The following is a 23,520-nucleotide window of genomic DNA, read 5'->3' on the forward strand; positions in this document are numbered from 1 at the left end:
GGTCCGGTCGGCAGCGGTTAGTATCTGTCAGCCTCGTGAATCTCTGATTCCGCAGAGGCCCCCGATAAGTCGGAATGAATGGCCGGTCAGACCGGCTCGAAACTTCTGATAAAGTCGGAAACGCCGGAAAGGGAAACCGCGAAACGAAAAACGCGGAGAACCTGGAAAGCACCGAGGAAATCGGATCGGAAAAAGATCTGATAGAGTCGGAAACGCAAGACCGAAGGGAAGCGCCCGGAGGAAAGCCTGAGAGAGTCTCTCGGGTGAGTACAAAGGAAGCGTCCGTTCCTTGAGAACTCAACAGCGTGCCAAAAATCAACGCCAGATATGTTGATACCCCGTCCCCGGCAGTGATAGCCGAGGATGAGGTTCCTTTGAAAAAACACAGCGAGGACGCTGTGAACGGCCGGGCTTATTCCGCCTGGCTGTTCCGCTCTCGTGTGTGTGCACCGGATTACCGGTAAACATTCACGGAGAGTTTGATCCTGGCTCAGGACGAACGCTGGCGGCGTGCTTAACACATGCAAGTCGAACGATGAACCACTTCGGTGGGGATTAGTGGCGAACGGGTGAGTAACACGTGGGCAATCTGCCCTTCACTCTGGGACAAGCCCTGGAAACGGGGTCTAATACCGGATATCACTTCCACTCGCATGGGTGGGGGTTGAAAGCTCCGGCGGTGAAGGATGAGCCCGCGGCCTATCAGCTTGTTGGTGAGGTAATGGCTCACCAAGGCGACGACGGGTAGCCGGCCTGAGAGGGCGACCGGCCACACTGGGACTGAGACACGGCCCAGACTCCTACGGGAGGCAGCAGTGGGGAATATTGCACAATGGGCGAAAGCCTGATGCAGCGACGCCGCGTGAGGGATGACGGCCTTCGGGTTGTAAACCTCTTTCAGCAGGGAAGAAGCGAAAGTGACGGTACCTGCAGAAGAAGCGCCGGCTAACTACGTGCCAGCAGCCGCGGTAATACGTAGGGCGCAAGCGTTGTCCGGAATTATTGGGCGTAAAGAGCTCGTAGGCGGTCTGTCGCGTCGGATGTGAAAGCCCGGGGCTTAACCCCGGGTCTGCATTCGATACGGGCAGACTAGAGTGTGGTAGGGGAGATCGGAATTCCTGGTGTAGCGGTGAAATGCGCAGATATCAGGAGGAACACCGGTGGCGAAGGCGGATCTCTGGGCCATTACTGACGCTGAGGAGCGAAAGCGTGGGGAGCGAACAGGATTAGATACCCTGGTAGTCCACGCCGTAAACGGTGGGAACTAGGTGTTGGCGACATTCCACGTCGTCGGTGCCGCAGCTAACGCATTAAGTTCCCCGCCTGGGGAGTACGGCCGCAAGGCTAAAACTCAAAGGAATTGACGGGGGCCCGCACAAGCAGCGGAGCATGTGGCTTAATTCGACGCAACGCGAAGAACCTTACCAAGGCTTGACATACACCGGAAACGGCCAGAGATGGTCGCCCCCTTGTGGTCGGTGTACAGGTGGTGCATGGCTGTCGTCAGCTCGTGTCGTGAGATGTTGGGTTAAGTCCCGCAACGAGCGCAACCCTTGTTCTGTGTTGCCAGCATGCCCTTCGGGGTGATGGGGACTCACAGGAGACTGCCGGGGTCAACTCGGAGGAAGGTGGGGACGACGTCAAGTCATCATGCCCCTTATGTCTTGGGCTGCACACGTGCTACAATGGCCGGTACAAAGAGCTGCGAAACCGTGAGGTGGAGCGAATCTCAAAAAGCCGGTCTCAGTTCGGATTGGGGTCTGCAACTCGACCCCATGAAGTCGGAGTTGCTAGTAATCGCAGATCAGCATTGCTGCGGTGAATACGTTCCCGGGCCTTGTACACACCGCCCGTCACGTCACGAAAGTCGGTAACACCCGAAGCCGGTGGCCCAACCCCTTGTGGGAGGGAGCTGTCGAAGGTGGGACTGGCGATTGGGACGAAGTCGTAACAAGGTAGCCGTACCGGAAGGTGCGGCTGGATCACCTCCTTTCTAAGGAGCACTTCTAGGCAGCCGCAAGGTTGTCCAGAGGCCAGTACATCGGCGTACGTCCGATGCTGGTTGCTCATGGGTGGAACGTTGATTATTCGGCACTCTTGATCGTCTTCTCCTTCTAGTACTGCTCTTCGGAGCGTGGAATGAATGAGGGAAGCGGCGGGGGTGCCGGGCACGCTGTTGGGTGTCTGAGGGAATGAACCCCTCAGTTGCCGGCCCCAGTGAACTCCAGCCTGTTGGTTGGGGGTGATGGGTGGCTGGTCGTTGTTTGAGAACTGCACAGTGGACGCGAGCATCTGTGGCCAAGTTTTTAAGGGCGCACGGTGGATGCCTTGGCACCAGGAACCGATGAAGGACGTGGGAGGCCACGATAGTCCCCGGGGAGTCGTCAACCAGGCTTTGATCCGGGGGTTTCCGAATGGGGAAACCCGGCAGTCGTCATGGGCTGTCACCCATACCTGAACACATAGGGTATGTGGAGGGAACGCGGGGAAGTGAAACATCTCAGTACCCGCAGGAAGAGAAAACAACCGTGATTCCGGGAGTAGTGGCGAGCGAAACCGGATGAGGCCAAACCTACGACGTGTGAGACCCGGCAGGGGTTGCGTCGTGGGGGTTGTGGGATCTCTCTTCTGTCGTCTGCCGGCGACAGGACGAGTCAGAAACCGTTGATGTAGGCGAAGGACATGCGAAAGGTCCGGCGTAGAGGGTAAGACCCCCGTAGTCGAAACGTCAGCGGCTCGTTTGAGAGACACCCAAGTAGCACGGGGCCCGAGAAATCCCGTGTGAATCTGGCGGGACCACCCGCTAAGCCTAAATATTCCCTGGTGACCGATAGCGGATAGTACCGTGAGGGAATGGTGAAAAGTACCGCGGGAGCGGAGTGAAATAGTACCTGAAACCGTGTGCCTACAAGCCGTGGGAGCGTCGGATATGTGCTTGCACATATCTCGTGACTGCGTGCCTTTTGAAGAATGAGCCTGCGAGTTTGCGGTGTGTTGCGAGGTTAACCCGGGTGGGGTAGCCGTAGCGAAAGCGAGTCCGAACAGGGCGTTTCAGTAGCACGCTCAAGACCCGAAGCGGAGTGATCTAGCCATGGGCAGGTTGAAGCGGAGGTAAGACTTCGTGGAGGACCGAACCCACCAGGGTTGAAAACCTGGGGGATGACCTGTGGTTAGGGGTGAAAGGCCAATCAAACTCCGTGATAGCTGGTTCTCCCCGAAATGCATTTAGGTGCAGCGTCGTGTGTTTCTTGCCGGAGGTAGAGCACTGGATAGGCGATGGGCCCTACCGGGTTACTGACCTTAGCCAAACTCCGAATGCCGGTAAGTGAGAGCGCGGCAGTGAGACTGTGGGGGATAAGCTCCATGGTCGAGAGGGAAACAGCCCAGAGCATCGACTAAGGCCCCTAAGCGTACGCTAAGTGGGAAAGGATGTGGAGTCGCAGAGACAACCAGGAGGTTGGCTTAGAAGCAGCCACCCTTGAAAGAGTGCGTAATAGCTCACTGGTCTAGTGATTCCGCGCCGACAATGTAGCGGGGCTCAAGCGTACCGCCGAAGTCGTGTCATTGCAGCAATACGCCCAACGGCGGCTGTGATGGGTAGGGGAGCGTCGTGTGCCGGGTGAAGCAGCACCGGAAGGTAGTTGTGGACGGTTCACGAGTGAGAATGCAGGCATGAGTAGCGATTCACACGTGAGAAACGTGTGCGCCGATTGACTAAGGGTTCCTGGGTCAAGCTGATCTGCCCAGGGTAAGTCGGGACCTAAGGCGAGGCCGACAGGCGTAGTCGATGGATAACCGGTTGATATTCCGGTACCCGCTGTGAAGCGTCAAACATTGAATCAGGCGATGCTAAGTCCGTGAAGCCGTTCCGGACCCTTCGGGGAATGGAAAGTGGTGGAGCCGACGGACCAGACTTGTAGTAGGTGAGTGATGGGGTGACGCAGGAAGGTAGTCCATCCCGGGCGGTGGTTGTCCCGGGGTAAGGGTGTAGGGCGAATGGTAGGCAAATCCGCCGTTCATATAGTCTGAGACCTGATGCCGAGCCGATTGTGGCGAAGTGGATGATCCTATGCTGTCGAGAAAAGCCTCTAGCGAGTTTCATGGCGGCCCGTACCCTAAACCGACTCAGGTGGTCAGGTAGAGAATACCGAGGCGTTCGGGTGAACTATGGTTAAGGAACTCGGCAAAATGCCCCCGTAACTTCGGGAGAAGGGGGGCCACGCTTGGTGAGAGCACTTGCTGCTCGAGCTGGGGGTGGCCGCAGAGACCAGCGAGAAGCGACTGTTTACTAAAAACACAGGTCCGTGCGAAGCCGTAAGGCGATGTATACGGACTGACGCCTGCCCGGTGCTGGAACGTTAAGGGGACCGGTTAGTCACATTTCGGTGTGGCGAAGCTGAGAACTTAAGCGCCAGTAAACGGCGGTGGTAACTATAACCATCCTAAGGTAGCGAAATTCCTTGTCGGGTAAGTTCCGACCTGCACGAATGGCGTAACGACTTCTCGACTGTCTCAACCATAGGCCCGGTGAAATTGCACTACGAGTAAAGATGCTCGTTTCGCGCAGCAGGACGGAAAGACCCCGGGACCTTTACTACAGTTTGATATTGGTGTTCGGTTCGGCTTGTGTAGGATAGGTGGGAGACTGTGAAGCTTGGACGCCAGTTCAGGTGGAGTCGTCGTTGAAATACCACTCTGGTCGTGCTGGATGTCTAACCTGGGTCCGTGATCCGGATCAGGGACAGTGTCTGATGGGTAGTTTAACTGGGGCGGTTGCCTCCTAAAGAGTAACGGAGGCGCCCAAAGGTTCCCTCAGCCTGGTTGGCAATCAGGTGTTGAGTGTAAGTGCACAAGGGAGCTTGACTGTGAGACCGACGGGTCGAGCAGGGACGAAAGTCGGGACTAGTGATCCGGCGGTGGCTTGTGGAAGCGCCGTCGCTCAACGGATAAAAGGTACCCCGGGGATAACAGGCTGATCTTCCCCAAGAGTCCATATCGACGGGATGGTTTGGCACCTCGATGTCGGCTCGTCGCATCCTGGGGCTGGAGTCGGTCCCAAGGGTTGGGCTGTTCGCCCATTAAAGCGGTACGCGAGCTGGGTTTAGAACGTCGTGAGACAGTTCGGTCCCTATCCGCTGCGCGCGCAGGAACATTGAGAAGGGCTGTCCCTAGTACGAGAGGACCGGGACGGACGAACCTCTGGTGTGCCAGTTGTTCTGCCAAGGGCATGGCTGGTTGGCTACGTTCGGGAGGGATAACCGCTGAAAGCATCTAAGCGGGAAGCCTGCTTCGAGATGAGTGTTCCCACCTCCTTGAGAGGGTAAGGCTCCCAGTAGACGACTGGGTTGATAGGCCGGATGTGGAAGCCCAGTAATGGGTGAAGCTGACTGGTACTAATAGGCCGAGGGCTTGTCCTCAGTTGCTCGCGTCCACTGTGTTGGTTCTGAAACCACGAACGGCCCCATGCCCATGGTCACGGGTGTGGTGCGGCTGAAACAGTTTCATAGTGTTTCGGTGGTCATAGCGTGAGGGAAACGCCCGGTTACATTCCGAACCCGGAAGCTAAGCCTTACAGCGCCGATGGTACTGCAGGGGGGACCCTGTGGGAGAGTAGGACACCGCCGAACAAATATTGAAGAAAACCCCCGTGCCGTTCGGCACGGGGGTTTTCTGCGTTTATGGTTGTCTGGACGGGCTCTCCTTAGGGAGAGTCCGTTTTGCGTTACAGGCGGCCTGCCGCTTTCAGTGCCAAATAGGCGTCTGCCAGGGCAGGGGCGAGCTCGCTCGGTGTCGCGTCGACGACGGTGACGCCGTGCCGACGGAGTTGCTCGGCTGTGCGATGGCGTTCCGCCTGAGCCTGGGCTGCGGCTGCGGCGTCGTACACAGCGTCGGTGTCGCCGCGGGACGTGGCCATGCGGGCGATGCGTGGGTCGGCGACCGAGGCCACCAGGACGGTGTGGCGTTGGGTGAGCTGAGAGAGGACGGGCAGGAGGCCTTCCTCGACTGGGGCGGCGTCGAGCGTGGTCATGAGGACGATGAGGGAGCGGCGGGGAGTCGTGCGGAGCGCTGCTGCCATGAGGCCGCCCGCGTTCGTTTCGACCAGTTCGGGTTCAAGCGTGGCCATGGCGTTGACCAGGGATGGAAGAACGTCCCGTGCGGTCCGGCCCTGGACCAGGGCGCGTACGCGGCGGTCGTAGGCGAGGAGGTCGACTCGGTCGCCGGCGCGCGATGCCAGCGCGGCGAGGAGGAGGGCCGCGTCCATGGAGGCGTCCAGGCGGGGAGCGTCGTCGACACGTCCTGCTGAAGTGCGGCCGGTGTCGAGGACCAGAAGGATGTGTCGGTCCCGTTCGGGTCGCCACGTGCGGACCGCGACCGTGGAGTGGCGGGCTGTGGCACGCCAGTCGATGGAGCGGGTGTCGTCACCAGGAACATATTCGCGCAGGCTGTCGAACTCTGTGCCTTCGCCGCGGGTCAGGACGCTGGTCCGGCCGTCGAGTTCGCGCAAGCGGGCCAGCTTCGACGGGAGGTGCTTGCGGCTGGTGAACGGGGGGAGGACGCGTACGGTCCAGGGGACCTTGTGGGCGCCCTGGCGGGAGAAGAGGCCGAGGGGGCCGTAGGAGCGGATCGTGACGCGGTCGGTGTGGTGGTCGCCGCGGCGGGTGGGGCGTAGGCGGGTGGTGAGGCGGCGGCGTTCGCCGGGCGGGATCGTGAGGCGGTGACGGGAGGCCTCCGTCTCCGTTCCTGGCTGCCAGCTGCTGGGGGGCCAGGCGTCGCGGAGGTGGGCGCGCAGTGGGCGGCGGGACGGGTTGGTGATCGTGAGGGTGACGTCCGCCGGTTCGCCGAGGCGGGCGGTGGTGTCGCCGGAGCGGGTCAGGCCCAGGCGGCGTACGGGGGCCGCGAGTGCGAAGTCGCAGGCGCAGGCCACGGCAAGGGGGGCGTTGACCGCGAGGATGCCCGTCCAGCCGGGGTCCCAGATGCCGACGGGGAGGGAGCCGAGGGCCGCGAGGAGTGCGGTGCGTCCGGTGAGTGCCATCAGCGGGGGACGGGGACGTGGGTGAGGATCGCGTTGATGACGGAGTCGGCGGTGACGCCTTCCATCTCGGCCTCCGGGCGGAGTTGTACGCGGTGGCGGAGCGTGGGGAGGGCGAGGGCTTTGACGTCGTCGGGGATGACGTAGTCGCGGCCGGTCAGCCATGCCCACGCGCGTGCTGTGGCGAGGAGTGCGGTCGCGCCTCGCGGGGAGGCGCCCAGGGTGAGCGACGGGGATTCGCGGGTGGCGCGGCAGATGTCGACGACGTAGGCCGTGATCTCGGGGGAGATCGTTGTTTTGGCGACGGCCGCGCGGGCCGCTTCGAGGTCGGCCGGGCCTGCGACGGGGCGTACGCCGGCGGCGTGCAGGTCGCGTGGGTTGAAGCCCTCCGCGTGGCGGGTGAGGACGTCGATCTCCTCCTGGCGGGAGGGGAGAGGGATCGTCAGTTTGAGGAGGAACCGGTCCAGTTGGGCTTCGGGGAGGGGGTAGGTGCCCTCGTACTCGACGGGGTTCTGGGTTGCCGCGACCAGGAACGGGTCGGGGAGGGCGCGTGGGGTGCCGTCGACGGTGACCTGGCGTTCCTCCATGGCCTCGAGGAGGGACGACTGGGTTTTCGGCGGGGTGCGGTTGATTTCGTCGGCGAGGAGGAGGTTGGTGAAGACGGGGCCGGGCTGGAAGGAGAACTCGGCGGTGCGGGTGTCGTAGACGAGGGAGCCGGTGACGTCGCTCGGCATGAGGTCGGGGGTGAACTGGACGCGCTTGGTGTCGAGTTCGAGTGCGGATGCGAGGGCGCGGACGAGCAACGTTTTGGCCACTCCGGGGACTCCTTCAAGGAGAACGTGTCCGCGGCAGAGGAGGGCGACGACGAGGCCGGTCACAGCGGGGTCCTGGCCGACCACGGCCTTGGCGATCTCGGCGCGCAGGGCTTCCAGGGAGGCTCGGGCGCGGCCCGGGTCCCCGGTGGTCCCGGCGTTGTCAGTGGTCGGGTCCATCATGGACGGCGTACCTCTCTTTCGAGGGCGTCGAGTTGGTCGGCGAGCGCGATCAGGGCCGCGTCGTCGCCGGGGGGCGGGCCGAAGAGGAGGGAGTGCAGGGACTGTCCGTCTCCGTGGAGGTGGGCGGACAGGGCGGGGATGAGTGCCTCGGGCGCGTGCGCCTGGGTGACGGGGACGCCTAGGAGAGGGGCGAGGCGGGTGCGGGTGGTGGAGCGAAGAGCGGCGGCGGCGCGGTCGCGGGCGGCCGCCTTGCGGTAGAGGCGGGCGCGGCCTTCGACGGTTTCGGAGGCGTGGATCGCCACGGGGAGTTTTTCGGGCACGAGGGGGCCCAGTCGGCGTGCCCGCCACAGGGCGGCGAGGGCTGCCGCGACGAAGAGCTGCAGGGTGCCCCAGATCCAGCCGGAGGGGAGCAGGTCGAGGAAGCCCTTTTGGTCGTCCGGGGCGGCGGCGGAGGTGTCGGAGAGCGAGGGGAGGTACCAGACCAGATGGGTGCGGGAGCCGAGGAGTTGGAGGGCGAGCGAGGCGTTGCCCTGCTTGTCGAGGCGGTTGTTGTAGAGGATGTCGGGCGCGCCGAGGATGACGGTGTCGCCGTCGCCGGAGGCGTCCGGGATGCGGAGGAGGGTCGCCAGGCGCTCGCTGGGGTAGCACTCGTCGGCGCCGAGGTGGCGGCTGGTGTAGCGGATGCCGCCGGTTTCCGCGGCGCCGGCGCCGCGGGCGGCGGGCAGGGCGCACTCGGGGGAGAGCGTGGAGCCGCGGCTGGTGGCCGGGTCCGCGGTCACGCCGGGGGCGAGGGTTCCCACGGACCAGCTGCCGGGGGCGACGAGGACGGTGCGGCCGCCGGAGCCGGCGATCGCCGAGTGCAGCTCGTTTTGTTGGCGCTCCGTCAGGAGGTCGGGGGTGGCGACGAGGAGGGTGGTGGCGGGGCCTGCCGCGGTGCGGGCGTCGGCCAGGGTGTCGACCACGCGGGTCGACACGCCGTGGTCGGTGAGGAGTTCGGCGATCGCGTGGCTGCCGTAGGGGTGGGCGGAGCGGGGGTCGAGGGCGCCGTGGCGGGCGTCGGACTGGAGCGCGGCGAGCGTGACGGCTCCCGCCAGGAGCAGTACGAAGGCGAGAGTGAGTCCTCGCGCGCGGGTCCACAGCCGCAGGGCGGTGGGCGAGGCCGAGGTGGAGGGGAGCGTGGCCTCGGTCGTCATTCGGCGGCTCCGTGGCGGGCGGGGTGGGCCGTGGTGTGGGTGTTGCTCGCCGCCAGTTGGGGTTTGGTGCGTTCCAGGTCGAGGTCGAGTTCGGCCATCCGCCTGTACGACTGCTCCGTCGCGCGGCGGCCGCCGTATGTCACGTCGTCGAAGTCGCGGGCGGCGGTGCGCAGTCGGTCGGTGTGGGCGGGCAGGGTGCGGCCGGCCTCGTCGGCGGCTTCGTCGGCCGTGCGGCCGGGGTGCGTGTCGAGGAGAGCGCGTTCCTCCAGGGAGCGGACGACGGCGCGCATGCGTTCCTGGACGGCCCTGTTCCAGTGGCCCTGGGCGGCGTGTGCCTCGGCGGTGGCGCGGTGTTCGGCGGCGCTGCGGGAGCGGTCGTCGAACAGGGCGGCGGCGGAGGAGGGTTGGCGGCGCGGGGTGCCCAGGCGCCACCACAGGGCGCCCACGACGGCCACGACGGCGAGGACGACGACCAGGAGGCCGAGTGTGCCGCCGGGGGTGGCGGTCGAAGCGGTGTCGAACAGGTCGCCGATCCAGTCCCACAAGGTGTCCAGGGCGCGTTGGAACAGGCTGGGGTCGTTCTGGTGGTACAGGTCCTTGGACAGCTCGCGGCGGGCCGCCTCCCGCGCGGGGTCCCGTGGGATGGTCACCGGCGGTTCGTCACCCGAGCGGGCCAGTGACAGTACGGTGCCGTCGCCGCCCGCCCGCAACAGGGCTTGCGCGGCCCGGCCGGCGGCGCGGGAGAGGGCTGCCGCGGGTGCGTCGGTGAGGCCGGGCAGCGCCCGGACGGGCAAACCGCCCGGGGGCGGTACCGCTGTGAGAACTCCCCCCGCCGGGATCACCGCATCAGCTCCCCGGGGTGGTGCCGGGAGTGGGGGCGCCGTAGCCCTGGACGCCGGCGGCGCGGGCCAGGTCGAGGTCGAGGGCCTCGCGGCGGATGCGCTGGTCGATGTAGAGCAGCACGATGACGCCCGCCGCGATCGGGAAGGTGATCATGGAGCCGATGACCGAGCCGATGCCGCTGACGATCAGGTAGGTCCAGCCGTAGTCGCCGCCCGCCTCGACCATGCCGCCGACGCCGCCGTCGCTCAGGGCTGCGCCGAGGAGGGCGAAGGGGACGACGACGATCATCGCGACGATGTTCGCGATGATGAGGGCGAGCAGCTGGATGCCGAAGACGCGCCACCAGGAGCCGCGGGTGAGCTTCGCGGAACGGCCGAGCGACTTCTTGATGCCCTGCTTCTCCAGCATCAGCGCGGGGGAGGCAAGGGAGAACCGGATCAGCAGCCACAGCACGAGGGCGATCGAGCCGAGGATGCCGAAGGCCATGAGCGCGTCACCCGCGTCGGAGTTCCCGGCGGCGCCCACGAGGATGCCCGGCAGCAGACAGGCGAGGACGACGGCGGCGGTGATGAGCATCAGCAGGAGGATCAGCCCGAACAGCCGGGGTACTTGGGGGCGGGCGTCGCGCCAGGCCTCCTTGAGAGTGACGGGTTTGCCGAGCACGGCGCGGCTGGTGACGGCTGTGAGCAGGGCGGTCGCCGTGATGGTGCCGAGGAGAGTGATGAGGAGGACGGGGCCGGAGGCGCGCATGGCGTCGCCCATGGCGTTGAGCTGCTCGTCGACGGTGGCGGCCGGGTCGCCGAGGGCGGCGGTGTCCGTGGAGCCGTCGAGGATCAGGCCCTGCAGCAGGACGACGAAGACCTCGGTGACGATCGCGACGGTCAGCGAGATGCCCAGGACCGTGCGCCAGTAGGTGCGCATGGTGGCGACGGCGCCGTCGAGGATCTCGCCCACGCCGAGCGGGCGCAGCGGGATCACGCCAGGCTTCGCGGCAGGCGGGGGGCCGCCCCAGCCGGCGCCCCAGCCCCCGGGAGGGCCGTAGCCGCCGTAACCGCCGTAACCGCCGTGTCCGGCGGGGCCGCCGAGGTGTCCGCCTCCAGGTCCGGCGGGCGGGTGGGGGCCCCAGCCCGGGCCAGGCGGCGGGGGTGGCGGCGGTGGCGGGGCCTGGCCTGGGCTCTGGGGGCCTGCGGGCGCCGACCACTGGCCGGGCGGCGGCTGTTCCTTGGACCACTTCGTGCCGGGGCTCTGTGGGTTCGCGTCCGGCTGGTCCGCGGGCTGCTGCTCGGCGGGCCGGCCGGTCGGCTCGGCGGGGTGGGACGCGCCGGGCTCCTGTCCGTCGGACGGGGCGGATCCGGGCGAGGCCCAGCCCGGAGTGTCTTTCATCGTCGCTCCTTCACGGTGCCCGTCCGCGGTCGCGGCGGCAGGTTGGCAGCCATCGTGTCATGGGGTGCTGACCGAGGGACCGGCCGCGGTATGGGCCGCACATCTTCAATGGTCCGTCGGATAGTGGGCAGACTGACCGCATGGCTGATCAGTACGCGCAATCCGGCGAGGGCAAGCGGCCGACCGAGGCCCCGGTGCTTCGTTGGGAGGAGCCGCCAGAAGGTCCCGTACTGGTTCTTCTCGACCAGACGAGACTGCCGGCCGAGGAAGTCGAACTGGTGTGTACGGACGCGTCCGCGCTGGTGGAGGCGATCCGCTCGCTGGCCGTGCGGGGAGCGCCGCTGCTCGGGATCGCCGGGGCGTACGGTGTCGCGCTCGCCGCCGCGCGCGGCTTCGACGTGGACGAGGCCGCGAACGTGCTGGCGGGGGCCCGGCCCACCGCGGTGAACCTGTCCGTCGGTGTGCGCCGCGCCCGGTCCGCGTACCAGGCGGAACTGGCCCGCAGCGGCGATCCGGGTCAGGGCGCGCTGGCGGCGCTGGCGGCCGCGCGGCGGCTGCACCAGGAGGACGCCGAGGCCAGCGCCCGGATGGCCGGGCACGGGCTGGCACTCCTCGACGAACTGCTGCCCGGCGGCGGACACCGTGTCCTCACGCACTGCAACACCGGCTCGCTGGTGTCGGGCGGGGAGGGGACCGCGTTCGCGGTGGCGCTCGCCGCGCACCGGGCGGGGCGGCTTCGCCGGCTGTGGGTCGACGAGACGCGTCCGCTGCTGCAGGGCGCTCGGCTCACGGCGTACGAGGCCGCGCGCAACGGCATGGCGTACACCCTGCTGACGGACAACGCGGCGGGTTCGCTCTTCGCGGCGGGCGAGGTGGACGCGGTGCTGATCGGGGCGGACCGGATCGCGGCCGACGGATCGGTGGCGAACAAGGTGGGGAGTTATCCGCTCGCGGTGCTCGCGCGCTATCACCATGTGCCGTTCATCGTGGTGGCGCCGGTGACGACGGTGGATCCGGAGACGCCGGACGGGGCGTCGATCGAGGTGGAGCAACGTCCCGGGTTCGAGGTAACGGAGGTCACGGCACCGCAGGCGCCGGTGACGGGCGCGGGAGGAGGGATTCCGGTGGCGCCCTTGGGGACCCAGGCGTACAACCCGGCGTTCGACGTGACGCCGCCGGAGCTGGTGACGGCGATCGTCACGGAGGAGGGCGCGATATCGCCGGTGACGGCCGATGCCCTTGCCGAGCTGTGCCGCAGGGCGCGCCGGGGTGGGGACCGGCGCTGACCGGACCGGCCCGCGGCTGCCGGTGTCATGAGCGTGCGGGTTGGTTGGCGATCAGGAGGGTCGTGCCGGCGGGGCGGAAGCCGAGGCGGGCGTAGATGCGGGCAACGGTCTCCTTCGCGTAGGCCAGGAAGATCGTGTCGACGCCGTGGTCGCGGGCGTGGGCGACCAGGGCCGCTGTCACGGCGGCGGCCAGACCCTGGCGGCGAGCTGAGGGCAGGGCGCAGACGCCGCCGATCTCCGTGGTGCCGGTCGCGGGGTGGTAGTGGCCCGCGGCGAGCGGTGTGCCGTCCGGGGCGAGGGCGGCGACGAGCGTCTTGTGTCCGGCGCGGATCGTGGGGCGGACCACGGCCACGGTGCCGTCCTCCGTGAGTTCCTCGGCCAGCCTCGACAGCTCCGTACGGTCCGCGGGGCGTGCCGGGTTCGATGGGTCCGTGGTGGGGATGGGCTCCGTGGCGAAGGCCAGGCGGGGCAGGGCGAGGACTGCGGGCAGGGCGGGATCGTCCGCGGTGAGCGCGCGCAGTGTCATGCCGTTCGGAAGGGGCTGTGGTGGGAGTGAGCGACGGGGAGGGAGAACCATCAGCGGGCGGCGCAGTACGGGCAGGCCGGCCGCCTCGATACGGGCCTGCAGTGTCGGTGCCGACTCGGCCAGCCATTCGAAGGCCTCCGGCACGCCGAGCTCACGCTGGCGGGCCCGCACCCGGGCGATGTCGGCGGAGCCGACGAAGGCCGCGCCCTCCGCGCTGGGCTGGGCGTGGCTCGGTCCGCCGTAGTACGGGGCACCCGGCTCCCTGCGTACGAACAGTCGTAGCGCGCCGAAGTCCTCGGCTTCGGCGAAGAGGAGGGGCACGGTGGAGTAGTACCGCTCGATGCGGTCGCGCAACGGGTCGCTCATGCGGCGCATCCCATCACCGAGACCGCCGCGCGCACCGCGGTTTTTCACTGGCATCACCGCCGGTGCCGGCCCGGGCGCCGCCGCGCACAGAGGCACTACATCAGCCGCTGACATCGGCTACGGAGGACGGGGGCAGACAGTGACGGTCCCGTACGACTATCGTCACTGGCCGGTGACCCTGCTCACCTGGGCAACCTTCACCGTTATGAGAATGGGATGATGTCGTTTATGAAGGGACGAGTCCTTGTCGTCGACGACGACACCGCACTGGCCGAGATGCTCGGCATCGTGTTGCGTGGTGAAGGTTTTGAGCCGTCTTTCGTAGCCGACGGTGACAAGGCGCTGGCTGCTTTCCGTGAGGCGAAGCCCGATCTGGTGCTGCTGGACCTGATGCTGCCCGGCCGGGACGGCATCGAGGTGTGCCGCCTGATCAGGGCGGAGTCCGGCGTGCCGATCGTGATGCTCACGGCGAAGAGCGACACCGTCGACGTGGTCGTCGGGCTGGAGTCCGGCGCCGACGACTACATCGTGAAGCCGTTCAAGCCGAAGGAGCTGGTCGCCCGGATCCGGGCTCGGCTGCGGAGGTCGGAGGAGCCGGCGCCCGAGCAGCTCGCCATCGGCGACCTCGTCATCGACGTGGCCGGTCACTCCGTGAAGCGGGACGGGCAGTCGATCGCGCTGACGCCGCTGGAATTCGACCTGCTGGTCGCGCTCGCGCGCAAACCCTGGCAGGTGTTCACCCGCGAGGTGCTCCTGGAACAGGTATGGGGCTACCGGCACGCCGCCGACACCCGCCTGGTCAACGTGCACGTCCAGCGGCTGCGCTCCAAGGTCGAGAAGGACCCCGAGCGACCCGAGATCGTGGTGACCGTCCGTGGCGTCGGATACAAGGCAGGACCCAGCTGACATGTCCGGGGACAGTGCCGCTTCGGCTCCCGGCCGGTCCGGGGCCCGACCGGAGCGGCCTGTCGGCCGTAAGACACCGGGTTCACGCTTCGCCCGCCTCCTCGAAGGCGGACTGCTGCAAGGCGGGGTGCAGGGCAGCCCCGTCCTACGGCTGCTGCTGCGCTGGGTACGCCGGCCACTGCTGCCCGTCATGCGGCTGTGGCGGCGCAACATCCAGCTCAAGGTCGTCGCCACGACCCTGCTGATGTCGCTGGGCGTCGTCCTGCTGCTGGGCTTCGTCGTCATCGGGCAGGTCCGCAACGGCCTGCTGGACGCCAAGGTCAAAGCGTCCCAGAGCCAGGCCACCGGCGGATTCGCCGTGGCCAAGCAGAAGGCCGACGAGGCCTCCAGCGCCGTCGCGGACGACGGGACCCCGCCGGGCAGCCGCGCCTCGCGGAACGTCAGCGAATGGATGAGCGAGCTCGTGCTGTCGCTGTCCAGCGGCGGCCAGGGCGCGTTCGACGTGGTCACCCTGCCCTCCGGCGACGACAGCGGCGGCTACGGACCGCGCGCCTCCGGCTTCGTCGACCCCAACAAGAGCGTCCCGGAGAACCTGCGCGAACGCGTCAACACCAGCACCGGCGCGGTCCAGAGCTACTCCCGCATCATCTACCTCAGCGACAAGGAGTCCCAGCCCGCCCTGGTCATCGGCAAGCAGGTCAGCGACCCCAACGAGGACCCGTACGAGCTGTACTACCTCTTCCCGCTCACTCAGGAGGAGAAGTCGCTGAGCCTGGTCAAGGGCACCCTGGCGACCGCCGGACTCTTCGTCGTCGTCCTCCTCGGGGCCATCGCCTGGCTCGTGGTGCGCCAGGTCGTCACACCCGTGCGGATGGCCGCAGGGATCGCCGAACGGCTCTCCGCGGGACGCCTGCAGGAGCGGATGAAGGTCACCGGCGAGGACGACATCGCCCGCCTCGGCGAGGCCTTCAACAAGATGGCCCAGAACCTCCAGCTGAAGATCCAGCAGCTGGAGGACCTGTCGCGGATGCAGCGGCGCTTCGTGTCCGACGTCTCGCACGAGCTGCGGACGCCGCTGACGACCGTCCGCATGGCAGCCGACGTCATCCACGACGCCCGCGTCGACTTCGACCCCGTCACCGCGCGGTCCGCGGAACTCCTCGCCGACCAGCTCGACCGGTTCGAGACGCTCCTCGCCGACCTGCTGGAGATCAGCCGCTTCGACGCCGGCGCCGCCGCCCTGGAAGCCGAACCGATCGACCTCAGGGAGGTCGTGCGGCGCGTCGTCAGCGGGGCCGCCCCGCTCGCCGAACGCAAGGGCACGACCGTACGCGTCATCGGCGACCAGCAGCCCGTCGTCGCCGAGGCAGACGCCCGGCGCGTGGAGCGAGTGCTGCGCAACCTGGTCGTCAACGCCGTGGAACACGGCGAGGGCAAGGACGTCATCGTCAAACTGGCCGCCGCGGGCGGCGCCGTCGCCATCGCCGTACGCGACTACGGCGTCGGGCTCAAACCCGGCGAGGCCACCCGCGTCTTCAGCCGCTTCTGGCGCGCCGATCCGGCACGCGCGCGTACCACCGGCGGCACCGGCCTGGGCCTGTCCATCGCCCTGGAGGACGCCCGACTGCACGGCGGCTGGCTGCAGGCCTGGGGCGAGCCCGGCGGCGGCTCCCAGTTCCGGCTGACGCTGCCCAGGACCGCCGACGAGCCGCTGCGGGGCTCGCCGATACCGCTCGAACCCAAGGACTCCCGCCGCAACCGCGGCGAACGCGACGACGCGGGCCGCCCGCGCGGCGGAGGCGAGAAGAGCGCCACGGTGCCGGTGCAGCCCGCCAGTGAGCAACTGTCGGCCGCCCGCGCCCCGCTCACACCCCGCATGACCAGCGTGGCACCCACCGCCGACCCGACAGCCCTGCCCGGCAACGGCGCACGCGTCGTGCCGCGGACCGCCCCGGGCACCGGAAACGGACGACGACCCGACGAACCGTCCACGACACGGGCCGCGACGGAGACAGCACACGGCGAGGACCCGGAGCCGTCCGAAACGGCGGACCAGGATGACACGGCACTGAGGGGGACTCCGGACCGGCGGGGAGCCGCGACGGAGAGCTCGGACGAGCAAGGGGAGGCATTCCGTGGGCGCTGAACGGCGCAAGGGGGGAACCCGGCGCACGCCGGGGCGCACGATGGCGTACGCCGCCTGTGGCGCCGTGCTGTTGGCGGGGTGCGCCTCGATGCCCGACAGCGGCGACCTGCGCGGCGTCGAATCCACACCGCGCCAGGACCCCCAGGTGCGCGTGTTCGCGATGCCGCCCCCGGACGACGCACAGCCCCAGGAGATCGTCCAGGGCTTCCTCGAGGCGCTCACCAGCGACGACCCGAGCTACTCCACGGCACGGCAGTACCTGACCAACAAGGCCGCCCAGAAATGGGAGCCCGAACGCTCCACGACGGTCCTCGCCGACGGACCGGCAACCGTGGCCGGACCCACCGGAAGCCGGGACGACGGCAACGACTTCTCGTACGTCCTGACCGGCACGAGAGTCGCCGTCGTCGACGCCCAGCAGTCGTACACGCCCGCCTCGGGCAACTACGGCCAGACGGTCCACCTCACCCGCGACAAGAAGACCGGACAATGGCGCATCGACGCGCTCCCCCCGGGCGTCGTCATGGGCAAGTCCGACTTCCAGCGCAACTACGTGTCCGTCAACAAGTACTACTTCGCCTCCAACACCGCCGCCGACGGCTCCGGACAGCCCATGGCCGTCGCCGACCCCGTCTACGTACGGGAACGCGTCGACCCCATGACGCAGATGGTGCGCAGTGTGCTCACCGGACCCACCAGCTGGCTGCGCCACGTCGTCAGATCCAGTTTCCCCACGGGCACCGCACTGCCCAAGGGCACCTCGCTCGCCCCCGACGACCAGAACAAGCTCACCGTGCCGCTGAACGACAAGGCAGCCCACATCGGACGCGGCAAGTGCGACGAGATGGCCGCCCAGCTGCTGTTCTCCCTGCAGAGCCTCGCCCCCACCATCGAAGAGATCGCGCTTCGCGCGGGCGGCACACAACTGTGCAGCCTCGCCGCTGACCGGGCCGCGGCCGTCGCCGCACGCGGATCGCAGACCAACCCCGGCTACCTGTACTTCATCGACGGCCAGCACCGCCTCGTCCGCATGACGAGCGGCAGCGGCAACACCCGGGCCGAGCCCGTGCCCGGAGCGCTCGGCGACGGCGCCAAGGCACTGCGCTCCGTCGCCGTGGCCCGCGACGAACACAGCGCGGCCGGAGTCGCCCTCGACGGCAAGACGCTCTACGTCACCTCCACCGTGTCGGGCAGCTCCATCGGCGACCCCGCACTGCAGAGCAAGGGCAAGACGGAGACCGACCGGCTCACCACCCCCAGCTGGGACGCCCAGGGCGACCTGTGGGTGGCCGACCGCGACCCCGACCGCCCTCGGCTGCTCCTGCTGGCGAAGGGCCGCGGCCAGCCGCTGGAGGTCCTCACCCCGGGACTGGACGGCCGGATCAACGCCGTACGAGTGGCTGCCGACGGGGTGCGGATCGCGCTCGTCGTGGACAAGGGCGGCAAGCAGTCCCTGCTCATCGGGCGGATCGAACGCGGCGCGGGCAGCGGCGAGCAGCCGTCCGTGTCGGTCCAGGAACTGCGCTCGGCGACACCGGAATTGGAACAGGTCAGGGCCATGGCGTGGGCTGGGGACAGTCGGCTCGTGGTGGTCGGTCGCGAGGCCGGCGGCGTGGAGCAGGTCCAGTACGTGCAGTGCGACGGCTCGATCCCCGAGGCCGGCACACTTCCCGGCCTCACCGAGGTCACCAGCATCGCCGCCTCCGAGGACAGCAACACCCCGCTGTTCGCCACCTCCAAGGACGGGCTGCTGTGGCTGCCCGGCGGGAGTGGCTGGCGGACCCTGAAGGAAACCGCTTCCACCGTGTTTTACCCGGGATGATTTTTTTTCCCGCGGGAGTGACGGCGGGCGGACTGTGAGATCGCCTCAGGTCCGCCTTCCCGAGAGTTTTCCACAGCCTCTCGTTCATGGTTCCAGGGTTTTCCACAGGGGTGGTGGGCCGCTTCGGACATGGGCACAGTGGTCGACGTGGAAAGCGTTCGCAAGTGGTGGCAGGAACTCGCCGGCCTGGTGCTGCCCGCCGACTGCGGAGGCTGCGGAAGCTCACGTACGGTGCTCTGCCCGCGATGCCGTACGGCGCTGAGCGGGGCCGCGCCGTTTCGGGTACGGCCGGCGCCGGAACCGCAAGGGCTGCCCGCTGTGCACGCGGCGGCCCGGTACGCGGACGAAGTCCGGGCCGTCCTGCTCGCCCACAAGGAACGCGGCGCGCTGGCGCTGACGCGACCCTTGGGTGCGGCGTTGGCGGGGGCTGTGCGGGCGGGGGTGGGGGAGGCGGGGGTGGGGGTGGGGGAGGGGGAGGCCCCCCAGTCCGCCGGAAGCCTGCTGCTCGTCCCCGTCCCCTCCGCCCGTGCCGCCGTGCGTGCCCGTGGGCATGATCCGGCGCGGCGGATCGCGCTTGCGGCGGCCGGTGAGCTGCGGCGGGCCGGGATGCCGGCGCGGGTGGCCGCGGTGTTGCGGCAGCGGCGGCCCGTGGTCGATCAGTCGGGGCTCGACTCCCGGCAGCGGCTGGCCAACATGGTGGACGCGTTGGGGGTGGTGCCCGGGGGTGCGCGGGTGCTGCGCGGCGGTCGTGTGGTGCTTGTCGACGATCTGGTGACGACGGGCGCTTCGCTGGCGGAGGCGGCGCGCGCGGTACGGGCGTCGCTGTCGGCTTCGGTGCCGCCGTTGCCGTCGGTGTCAGCGGATCAGGAGAGGCGGCCGGAGGAGGCGCGGGGGCGGGCGGCATGGTGGGGACGCCCCGGTGAGGGGGAGCGTTGGGGGGAGGTGGGGGGCGGGATGGGTGGTGAAGGGGCGGCGGCGGTGTACGGGGGTGTCACCAGGGAAGGCAGACAGGTGAAGTCGTTCGGAGTGAGGGAGACAGGCGCGGGAGGTGCCGCTGACGTGCTGTGCGCGGCCGTGGTGGCGGCCTCGCCGGACTCTTTCGAAATAAACCGGAACTGAGTGAGAACTTGCGTCGTTGCAGGTAATGAGAAGGTCAATTCACCTGAACGGAGGTACGCCGCAGTAGAGGGTGACGACATCCGTCCGGGCGAGATATGTTCGGTTGTGAGGGAAAGCCGCAGGCCACACCTCTCATATCCGAATGCCGTGCTGCGGTTTGCGTAATCGCCCGCAGTGCCTGGGGTGTAGATCTCGCCCATGGGGGAGGAGGAGGTGGAAGTCACCAAGTCCGAGGTTCCGGTGCTCACCGGAGCCTGGTGCAAAAGGGAGATGCTCCGCGGCGAAGCGGAGTGATCCGGGAACGGAGTTCTGCGTGGACATCGTCGTCAAGGGCCGCAAGACCGAGGTGCCCGAGCGGTTCCGCAAGCACGTGGCCGAGAAGCTGAACCTGGAGAAGATCCAGAAGCTCGACGGCAAGGTGATCAGCCTCGACGTCGAGGTCTCCAAGGAGCCCAACCCCCGACAGGCCGACCGCTGTGACCGAGTGGAGATCACGCTCCGCTCCCGCGGTCCGGTGATCCGGGCGGAGGCGTCGGCCAACGACCCGTATGCGGCACTCGACCTGGCGGCGGAGAAGCTCGACGCCCAGCTGCGCAAGCAGCACGACAAGCGTTACACGCGCCGCGGCGCCCGCAGGCTCTCCGCGGCAGAGGTTCCCGACCACGTCCCGGGTGTGGCGACGCTCAACGGCAACGGCCGCCCCGTCCAGGCAGGGGAGTCGGACAGTGTGCCGACGAAGAAGATCGGCTCGCTGGAGGTGCAGGGGGACGGCCCTCTCGTGGTCCGCGAGAAGACGCACGTGGCCGCTCCGATGACCCTCGACCAGGCCCTCTACGAGATGGAACTGGTCGGACACGACTTCTATCTGTTCGTCGACTCCGAGACGAAGCAGCCGAGCGTCGTCTACCGGCGGCACGCCTACGACTACGGCGTGATCTACCTCGACACCGACCCGATGGTGGCGCAGGCGCACTCGCCCGAGGCGGGTGGCGCGCTGGGCGGCTGACGCTGCCCGGTGGCAGTGAGCGGTGACAGCTGAGCGGTGTGCCCCTGGAGCGCGGTGTGCGCCCCCAGGGGCATCCGTGTGCGACCCCTTCGGGCATCGCTCTGTCACCGCGTTGTCGTTCGGGCATGGAATCATGGCAGGGCGGCTCAACCGGTGGGTCGTTGCCTTGGGTTGGCGATGGCTCAGGACCACGGCCACAGCCTTCAGGGGGAGGAACGATGGCGGACAGCTTCGGACCGATGCGGGACGAGGGCGCCGACGACGGCGTCGTCGGCATGGGCCCGGACGAGGGCACTCCACGCAAGGAGCCGATCAGAGTCCTTGTCGTGGACGACCACGCCCTGTTCCGTCGAGGCTTGGAGATCGTGCTCGCGGCCGAGGAGGACATCCAGGTCGTGGGTGAGGCGGGCGACGGGGCCGAGGCCGTGGACAAGGCGGCCGACCTGCTGCCGGACATCGTGCTGATGGACGTACGGATGCCCAAGCGCGGTGGTATCGAGGCGTGCACCTCCATCAAGGAGGTGGCCCCCAGCGCGAAGATCATCATGTTGACGATCAGCGACGAGGAGGCCGACCTCTACGAGGCGATCAAGGCGGGTGCGACCGGGTATCTCCTCAAGGAGATCTCCACGGATGAGGTCGCCACCGCGATCCGCGCGGTCGCCGACGGGCAGTCGCAGATCAGCCCCTCCATGGCGTCGAAGCTGCTCACCGAGTTCAAGTCGATGATCCAGCGGACCGACGAGCGTCGGCTGGTGCCCGCGCCGCGGCTGACCGACCGTGAGCTGGAGGTGCTCAAGCTGGTGGCCACGGGGATGAACAACCGTGACATCGCCAAGGAGTTGTTCATCTCCGAGAACACCGTGAAGAACCATGTGCGCAACATCCTGGAGAAGCTGCAGCTGCACTCCAGGATGGAGGCGGTGGTGTACGCGATGCGGGAGAAGATCCTCGAGATCCGCTGACTCCGGTCAGGCGGGGCGGGCAGGTCGGGCGGGTCGGCCGGTCAGGCGAGTGCGCGGGTCAGTTCTTCGGTGAGCGGCTCGCGCAGGTCGGGGGCGTCCACGCGTTCCACGCGTACGTCCGTGCAGTCCACCCAGGTCGCGGCCTCCAGCAGGGCCTGTGCGACCGCCGGGACCGCCTTCGGGCCGTCCAGGGTGACCTGCCTGGCGACCAGGGTGCGGCCTTCCCGGGCCGGGTCCACGCGGCCGACGAGTCGGCCGCCGGCCAGGACCGGCATCGCGAAGTAGCCGTACACGCGCTTCGGCTTGGGGACGTAGGCCTCCAGGCGGTGGGTGAAGCCGAAGATCCGCTCGGTGCGTGCCCGTTCCCAGATCAGGGAGTCGAACGGGGACAGGAGCGTGGTGCGGTGGCGGCCGCGCGGGGGCGTTTCCAGGGCCGTCGGGTCGGCCCAGGCGGGCTTGCCCCAGCCTTCGACGGTGACGGGGACCAGGCCCGAGTCGGCGATCACCGCGTCGACCTGCTCGCCCTTGAGGCGGTGGTAGTCGGCGATGTCCGCGCGCGTGCCCACGCCGAGGGACTGGCCGGCCAGGCGGACGAGGCGGCGCAGGCATTCGGTGTCGTCGAGTTCGTCGTGCAACAGGTCGGCGGGTACGGCGCGTTCGGCGAGGTCGTACACGCGTTTCCAGCCGCGGCGGTCGACGCAGACCACCTCGCCGTACATCAGCGCGCGTTCCACGGCGACCTTGGTGCCGGACCAGTCCCACCACTCGCTGGTCTTCTTCGCGCCGCCGAGTTCGGTGGCGGTGAGGGGGCCTTCGGTGCGGAGCTGCTTGATGACCTGCTCGTACGTGCCGTCGGGGAGGGTGTGGTTCCAGTGCGGGCGGCTGCGGTAGGCGCGGCGGCGGAAGGCGAAGTGGGGCCATTCCTCGATGGGGAGGATGCAGGCGGCGTGGGACCAGTACTCGAAGGCGTGGGTGTCTTTCCAGTACGCGTTCTCGACGGTTTTGCGGCCGACGGCGCCGAGGCGGGCGTAGGGGATGAGTTCGTGGGAGCGGGCGAGGACGGAGATGGTGTCGAGTTGGACCGCGCCCAGGTGGCGGAGGACGCCGCGGACGCCGGCCTTGCGGTCGGGCGTGCCGAGGAAGCCTTGTGCCCGTAGGGCGATGCGGCGGGCTTCGTCTGCGGAGAGCTCGGTGGCGGGGCGCGGGGTCGTCATGGCTCGCACGATAGGGGGTGGGTCTGACAGTGGCGGTTGAGCTGGGGGTTCGGGGGCTCGCAAGGGCTTCGTTCCGAAAAGCCGGCGGCCGGTTCAAGGGCCGGGCGGCTGGGGAGGCGCGGGCAGGTAGGGCGCCGTCGACGGCAGTCCGAGGTCCGACGGGAGCAGGGAGGCGAGCCAGCAGTCTCGTCGTACGCCCTTGTTGTTGATGGAGGAGCGCAGGGTGCCTTCGTGGGTGAAGCCGGCGTTTTCGGCGACCGCGCGGGAGGCGGTGTTGCCGACTTCGGCCCGCCATTCGACGCGGTCGATGGAGAGGCTGGTGAAGGCCCAGTGGGCGGCGGCGAGGGTGGCCTCGGTGGTGTAGCCGAGGCCCCGGTGTTCCTTGGTGGCCCAGAAGCCGACCTCGGCCGTGCCGAGGGAGCGCAGGGTGAGGCTGAGGACGCCGGTGAGGGCTCCGTCGGGGAGGAAGACGCCGAAGGTGAACATCGAGCCGGTCGACCAGCCCTCCGGTGCGAGTAGTTCGGTGAAGCTCTGGGCGTGTTCGGGGAGGTAGGGGGAGGGGATCGTGGTCCAGCGCTGGATGTCGGGGTCCTGGGCGGCGGTGTACACGGCGGCGGTGTCCTGGGGGCCGAGGGGGCGAAGGACGAGGCGGGTGGTGGTGAGGGTGACGGGCTCGGGCTCCATCGGCCGATTCTCCGTGCGCGCGCGCACGGTGCGCCA

15 protein-coding genes and 3 rRNA genes are annotated in these 23,520 nt (G+C 68.1%); 10 read left to right on the forward strand and 8 right to left on the reverse strand.

The genetic code is table 11. From position 1 onward, the window contains the following. Positions 1–467: 467 nt before the first annotated feature. The 3 genes from B5557_RS26915 to rrf all read left to right on the forward strand — a co-directional run bounded on the left by B5557_RS26915 (position 468) and on the right by rrf (position 5,627). A 16S ribosomal RNA gene (locus B5557_RS26915) occupies positions 468–1,993 on the forward strand. A gap of 303 nt (positions 1,994–2,296) precedes the next feature. Beyond that, positions 2,297–5,417, forward strand: a 23S ribosomal RNA gene (locus B5557_RS26920). A gap of 93 nt (positions 5,418–5,510) precedes the next feature. Further along, a 5S ribosomal RNA gene (gene rrf / locus B5557_RS26925) occupies positions 5,511–5,627 on the forward strand. Together the 16S, 23S and 5S rRNA genes form the textbook arrangement of a ribosomal RNA operon. Before the next feature lie 95 nt (positions 5,628–5,722). On the opposite strand, the gene B5557_RS26930 is transcribed toward rrf, so the two are convergent. The 5 genes from B5557_RS26930 to B5557_RS26950 form a co-directional block, all read right to left on the reverse strand. Next, positions 5,723–7,033, reverse strand: a complete 1,311-nt coding sequence (locus tag B5557_RS26930) for a DUF58 domain-containing protein (protein WP_079661875.1) — start codon at positions 7,031–7,033, stop codon at positions 5,723–5,725. Next, positions 7,033–8,022 (reverse strand): AAA family ATPase, encoded by a 990-nt coding sequence (locus tag B5557_RS26935; protein ID WP_099936741.1) that lies wholly within the window; start codon positions 8,020–8,022, stop codon positions 7,033–7,035. The genes B5557_RS26930 and B5557_RS26935 overlap by 1 nt, the downstream gene beginning before the upstream one ends. Then, positions 8,022–9,218, reverse strand: a complete 1,197-nt coding sequence (locus B5557_RS26940) for a DUF4350 domain-containing protein (protein ID WP_079661877.1) — start codon at positions 9,216–9,218, stop codon at positions 8,022–8,024. The genes B5557_RS26935 and B5557_RS26940 overlap by 1 nt, the downstream gene beginning before the upstream one ends. Continuing rightward, on the reverse strand, positions 9,215–9,931 hold the full coding sequence (locus B5557_RS26945; RefSeq protein WP_231976477.1) for a DUF4129 domain-containing protein: 717 nt from the start codon (positions 9,929–9,931) through the stop codon (positions 9,215–9,217). The genes B5557_RS26940 and B5557_RS26945 overlap by 4 nt, the downstream gene beginning before the upstream one ends. 133 nt (positions 9,932–10,064) lie before the next feature. Continuing rightward, on the reverse strand, positions 10,065–11,444 hold the full coding sequence (locus B5557_RS26950; RefSeq protein WP_079661878.1) for a glycerophosphoryl diester phosphodiesterase membrane domain-containing protein: 1,380 nt from the start codon (positions 11,442–11,444) through the stop codon (positions 10,065–10,067). Positions 11,445–11,584: 140 nt separating this feature from the next. On the opposite strand from B5557_RS26950, the gene mtnA reads away from it, so the two are divergent. Further along, a complete protein-coding gene (gene mtnA / locus B5557_RS26955; RefSeq protein ID WP_079661879.1) occupies positions 11,585–12,730 on the forward strand; it encodes an S-methyl-5-thioribose-1-phosphate isomerase in 1,146 nt (381 codons plus the stop codon). Between the two features lie 25 nt (positions 12,731–12,755). Here mtnA and B5557_RS26960 read toward each other — a convergent pair whose 3' ends face one another. Further along, positions 12,756–13,631, reverse strand: a complete 876-nt coding sequence (locus tag B5557_RS26960) for a GNAT family N-acetyltransferase (RefSeq protein WP_443031275.1) — start codon at positions 13,629–13,631, stop codon at positions 12,756–12,758. Between the two features lie 207 nt (positions 13,632–13,838). Between B5557_RS26960 and mtrA the strand changes: the two genes are divergently transcribed. The 6 genes from mtrA (at position 13,839) to B5557_RS26990 (ending at position 21,586) form a co-directional block, all read left to right on the forward strand. Continuing rightward, positions 13,839–14,528 (forward strand): two-component system response regulator MtrA, encoded by a 690-nt coding sequence (gene mtrA, locus B5557_RS26965; RefSeq protein ID WP_187283109.1) that lies wholly within the window; start codon positions 13,839–13,841, stop codon positions 14,526–14,528. Position 14,529: 1 nt separating this feature from the next. After that, positions 14,530–16,674, forward strand: a complete 2,145-nt coding sequence (mtrB, locus tag B5557_RS26970) for an MtrAB system histidine kinase MtrB (protein ID WP_079661880.1) — start codon at positions 14,530–14,532, stop codon at positions 16,672–16,674. Positions 16,675–16,714: 40 nt separating this feature from the next. Next, the gene (locus B5557_RS26975) at positions 16,715–18,496 is read left to right on the forward strand and encodes an LpqB family beta-propeller domain-containing protein (protein WP_443031368.1); all 1,782 of its coding nucleotides are present in this window, start codon (positions 16,715–16,717) and stop codon (positions 18,494–18,496) included. A 129-nt stretch (positions 18,497–18,625) separates the two neighbouring features. Then, positions 18,626–19,615, forward strand: coding sequence for a ComF family protein (locus B5557_RS26980; RefSeq protein WP_079661882.1), 990 nt, complete (start codon positions 18,626–18,628; stop codon positions 19,613–19,615). A 313-nt stretch (positions 19,616–19,928) separates the two neighbouring features. Continuing rightward, positions 19,929–20,621 (forward strand): ribosome hibernation-promoting factor, HPF/YfiA family, encoded by a 693-nt coding sequence (gene hpf, locus B5557_RS26985; RefSeq protein ID WP_099936746.1) that lies wholly within the window; start codon positions 19,929–19,931, stop codon positions 20,619–20,621. 218 nt (positions 20,622–20,839) lie between these two features. Then, on the forward strand, positions 20,840–21,586 hold the full coding sequence (locus tag B5557_RS26990; protein WP_079661884.1) for a response regulator: 747 nt from the start codon (positions 20,840–20,842) through the stop codon (positions 21,584–21,586). A 41-nt stretch (positions 21,587–21,627) separates the two neighbouring features. Here B5557_RS26990 and B5557_RS26995 read toward each other — a convergent pair whose 3' ends face one another. Both B5557_RS26995 and B5557_RS27000 read right to left on the reverse strand, forming a co-directional pair. Beyond that, positions 21,628–22,800, reverse strand: coding sequence for a winged helix-turn-helix domain-containing protein (locus B5557_RS26995; protein WP_079661885.1), 1,173 nt, complete (start codon positions 22,798–22,800; stop codon positions 21,628–21,630). Positions 22,801–22,893: 93 nt separating this feature from the next. After that, the gene (locus tag B5557_RS27000; RefSeq protein WP_079661886.1) at positions 22,894–23,484 is read right to left on the reverse strand and encodes a GNAT family N-acetyltransferase; all 591 of its coding nucleotides are present in this window, start codon (positions 23,482–23,484) and stop codon (positions 22,894–22,896) included. Positions 23,485–23,520: the final 36 nt, after the last annotated feature.

The sequence above is a fragment of the Streptomyces sp. 3214.6 genome (assembly GCF_900129855.1).
GTDB lineage: Bacteria > Actinomycetota > Actinomycetes > Streptomycetales > Streptomycetaceae > Streptomyces > Streptomyces soliscabiei.

Bases quoted from the DNA above. Each gene is read 5' to 3' on its own strand.
- mtnA (WP_079661879.1), top strand. From the start codon at position 11,585: ATGGCTGATCAGTACGCGCAATCCGGCGAGGGCAAGCGGCCGACCGAG.
- B5557_RS26960 (WP_443031275.1), bottom strand. From the start codon at position 13,631: ATGCGCCGCATGAGCGACCCGTTGCGCGACCGCATCGAGCGGTACTAC.
- B5557_RS26930 (WP_079661875.1), bottom strand. From the start codon at position 7,033: ATGGCACTCACCGGACGCACCGCACTCCTCGCGGCCCTCGGCTCCCTC.
- B5557_RS26935 (WP_099936741.1), bottom strand. From the start codon at position 8,022: ATGGACCCGACCACTGACAACGCCGGGACCACCGGGGACCCGGGCCGC.
- B5557_RS27000 (WP_079661886.1), bottom strand. From the start codon at position 23,484: ATGGAGCCCGAGCCCGTCACCCTCACCACCACCCGCCTCGTCCTTCGC.
- B5557_RS26990 (WP_079661884.1), top strand. From the start codon at position 20,840: ATGGCGGACAGCTTCGGACCGATGCGGGACGAGGGCGCCGACGACGGC.
- B5557_RS26975 (WP_443031368.1), top strand. From the start codon at position 16,715: ATGGCGTACGCCGCCTGTGGCGCCGTGCTGTTGGCGGGGTGCGCCTCG.
- B5557_RS26980 (WP_079661882.1), top strand. From the start codon at position 18,626: ATGGGCACAGTGGTCGACGTGGAAAGCGTTCGCAAGTGGTGGCAGGAA.
- mtrA (WP_187283109.1), top strand. From the start codon at position 13,839: ATGATGTCGTTTATGAAGGGACGAGTCCTTGTCGTCGACGACGACACC.
- B5557_RS26940 (WP_079661877.1), bottom strand. From the start codon at position 9,218: ATGACGACCGAGGCCACGCTCCCCTCCACCTCGGCCTCGCCCACCGCC.
- B5557_RS26950 (WP_079661878.1), bottom strand. From the start codon at position 11,444: ATGAAAGACACTCCGGGCTGGGCCTCGCCCGGATCCGCCCCGTCCGAC.
- mtrB (WP_079661880.1), top strand. From the start codon at position 14,530: ATGTCCGGGGACAGTGCCGCTTCGGCTCCCGGCCGGTCCGGGGCCCGA.
- B5557_RS26995 (WP_079661885.1), bottom strand. From the start codon at position 22,800: ATGACGACCCCGCGCCCCGCCACCGAGCTCTCCGCAGACGAAGCCCGC.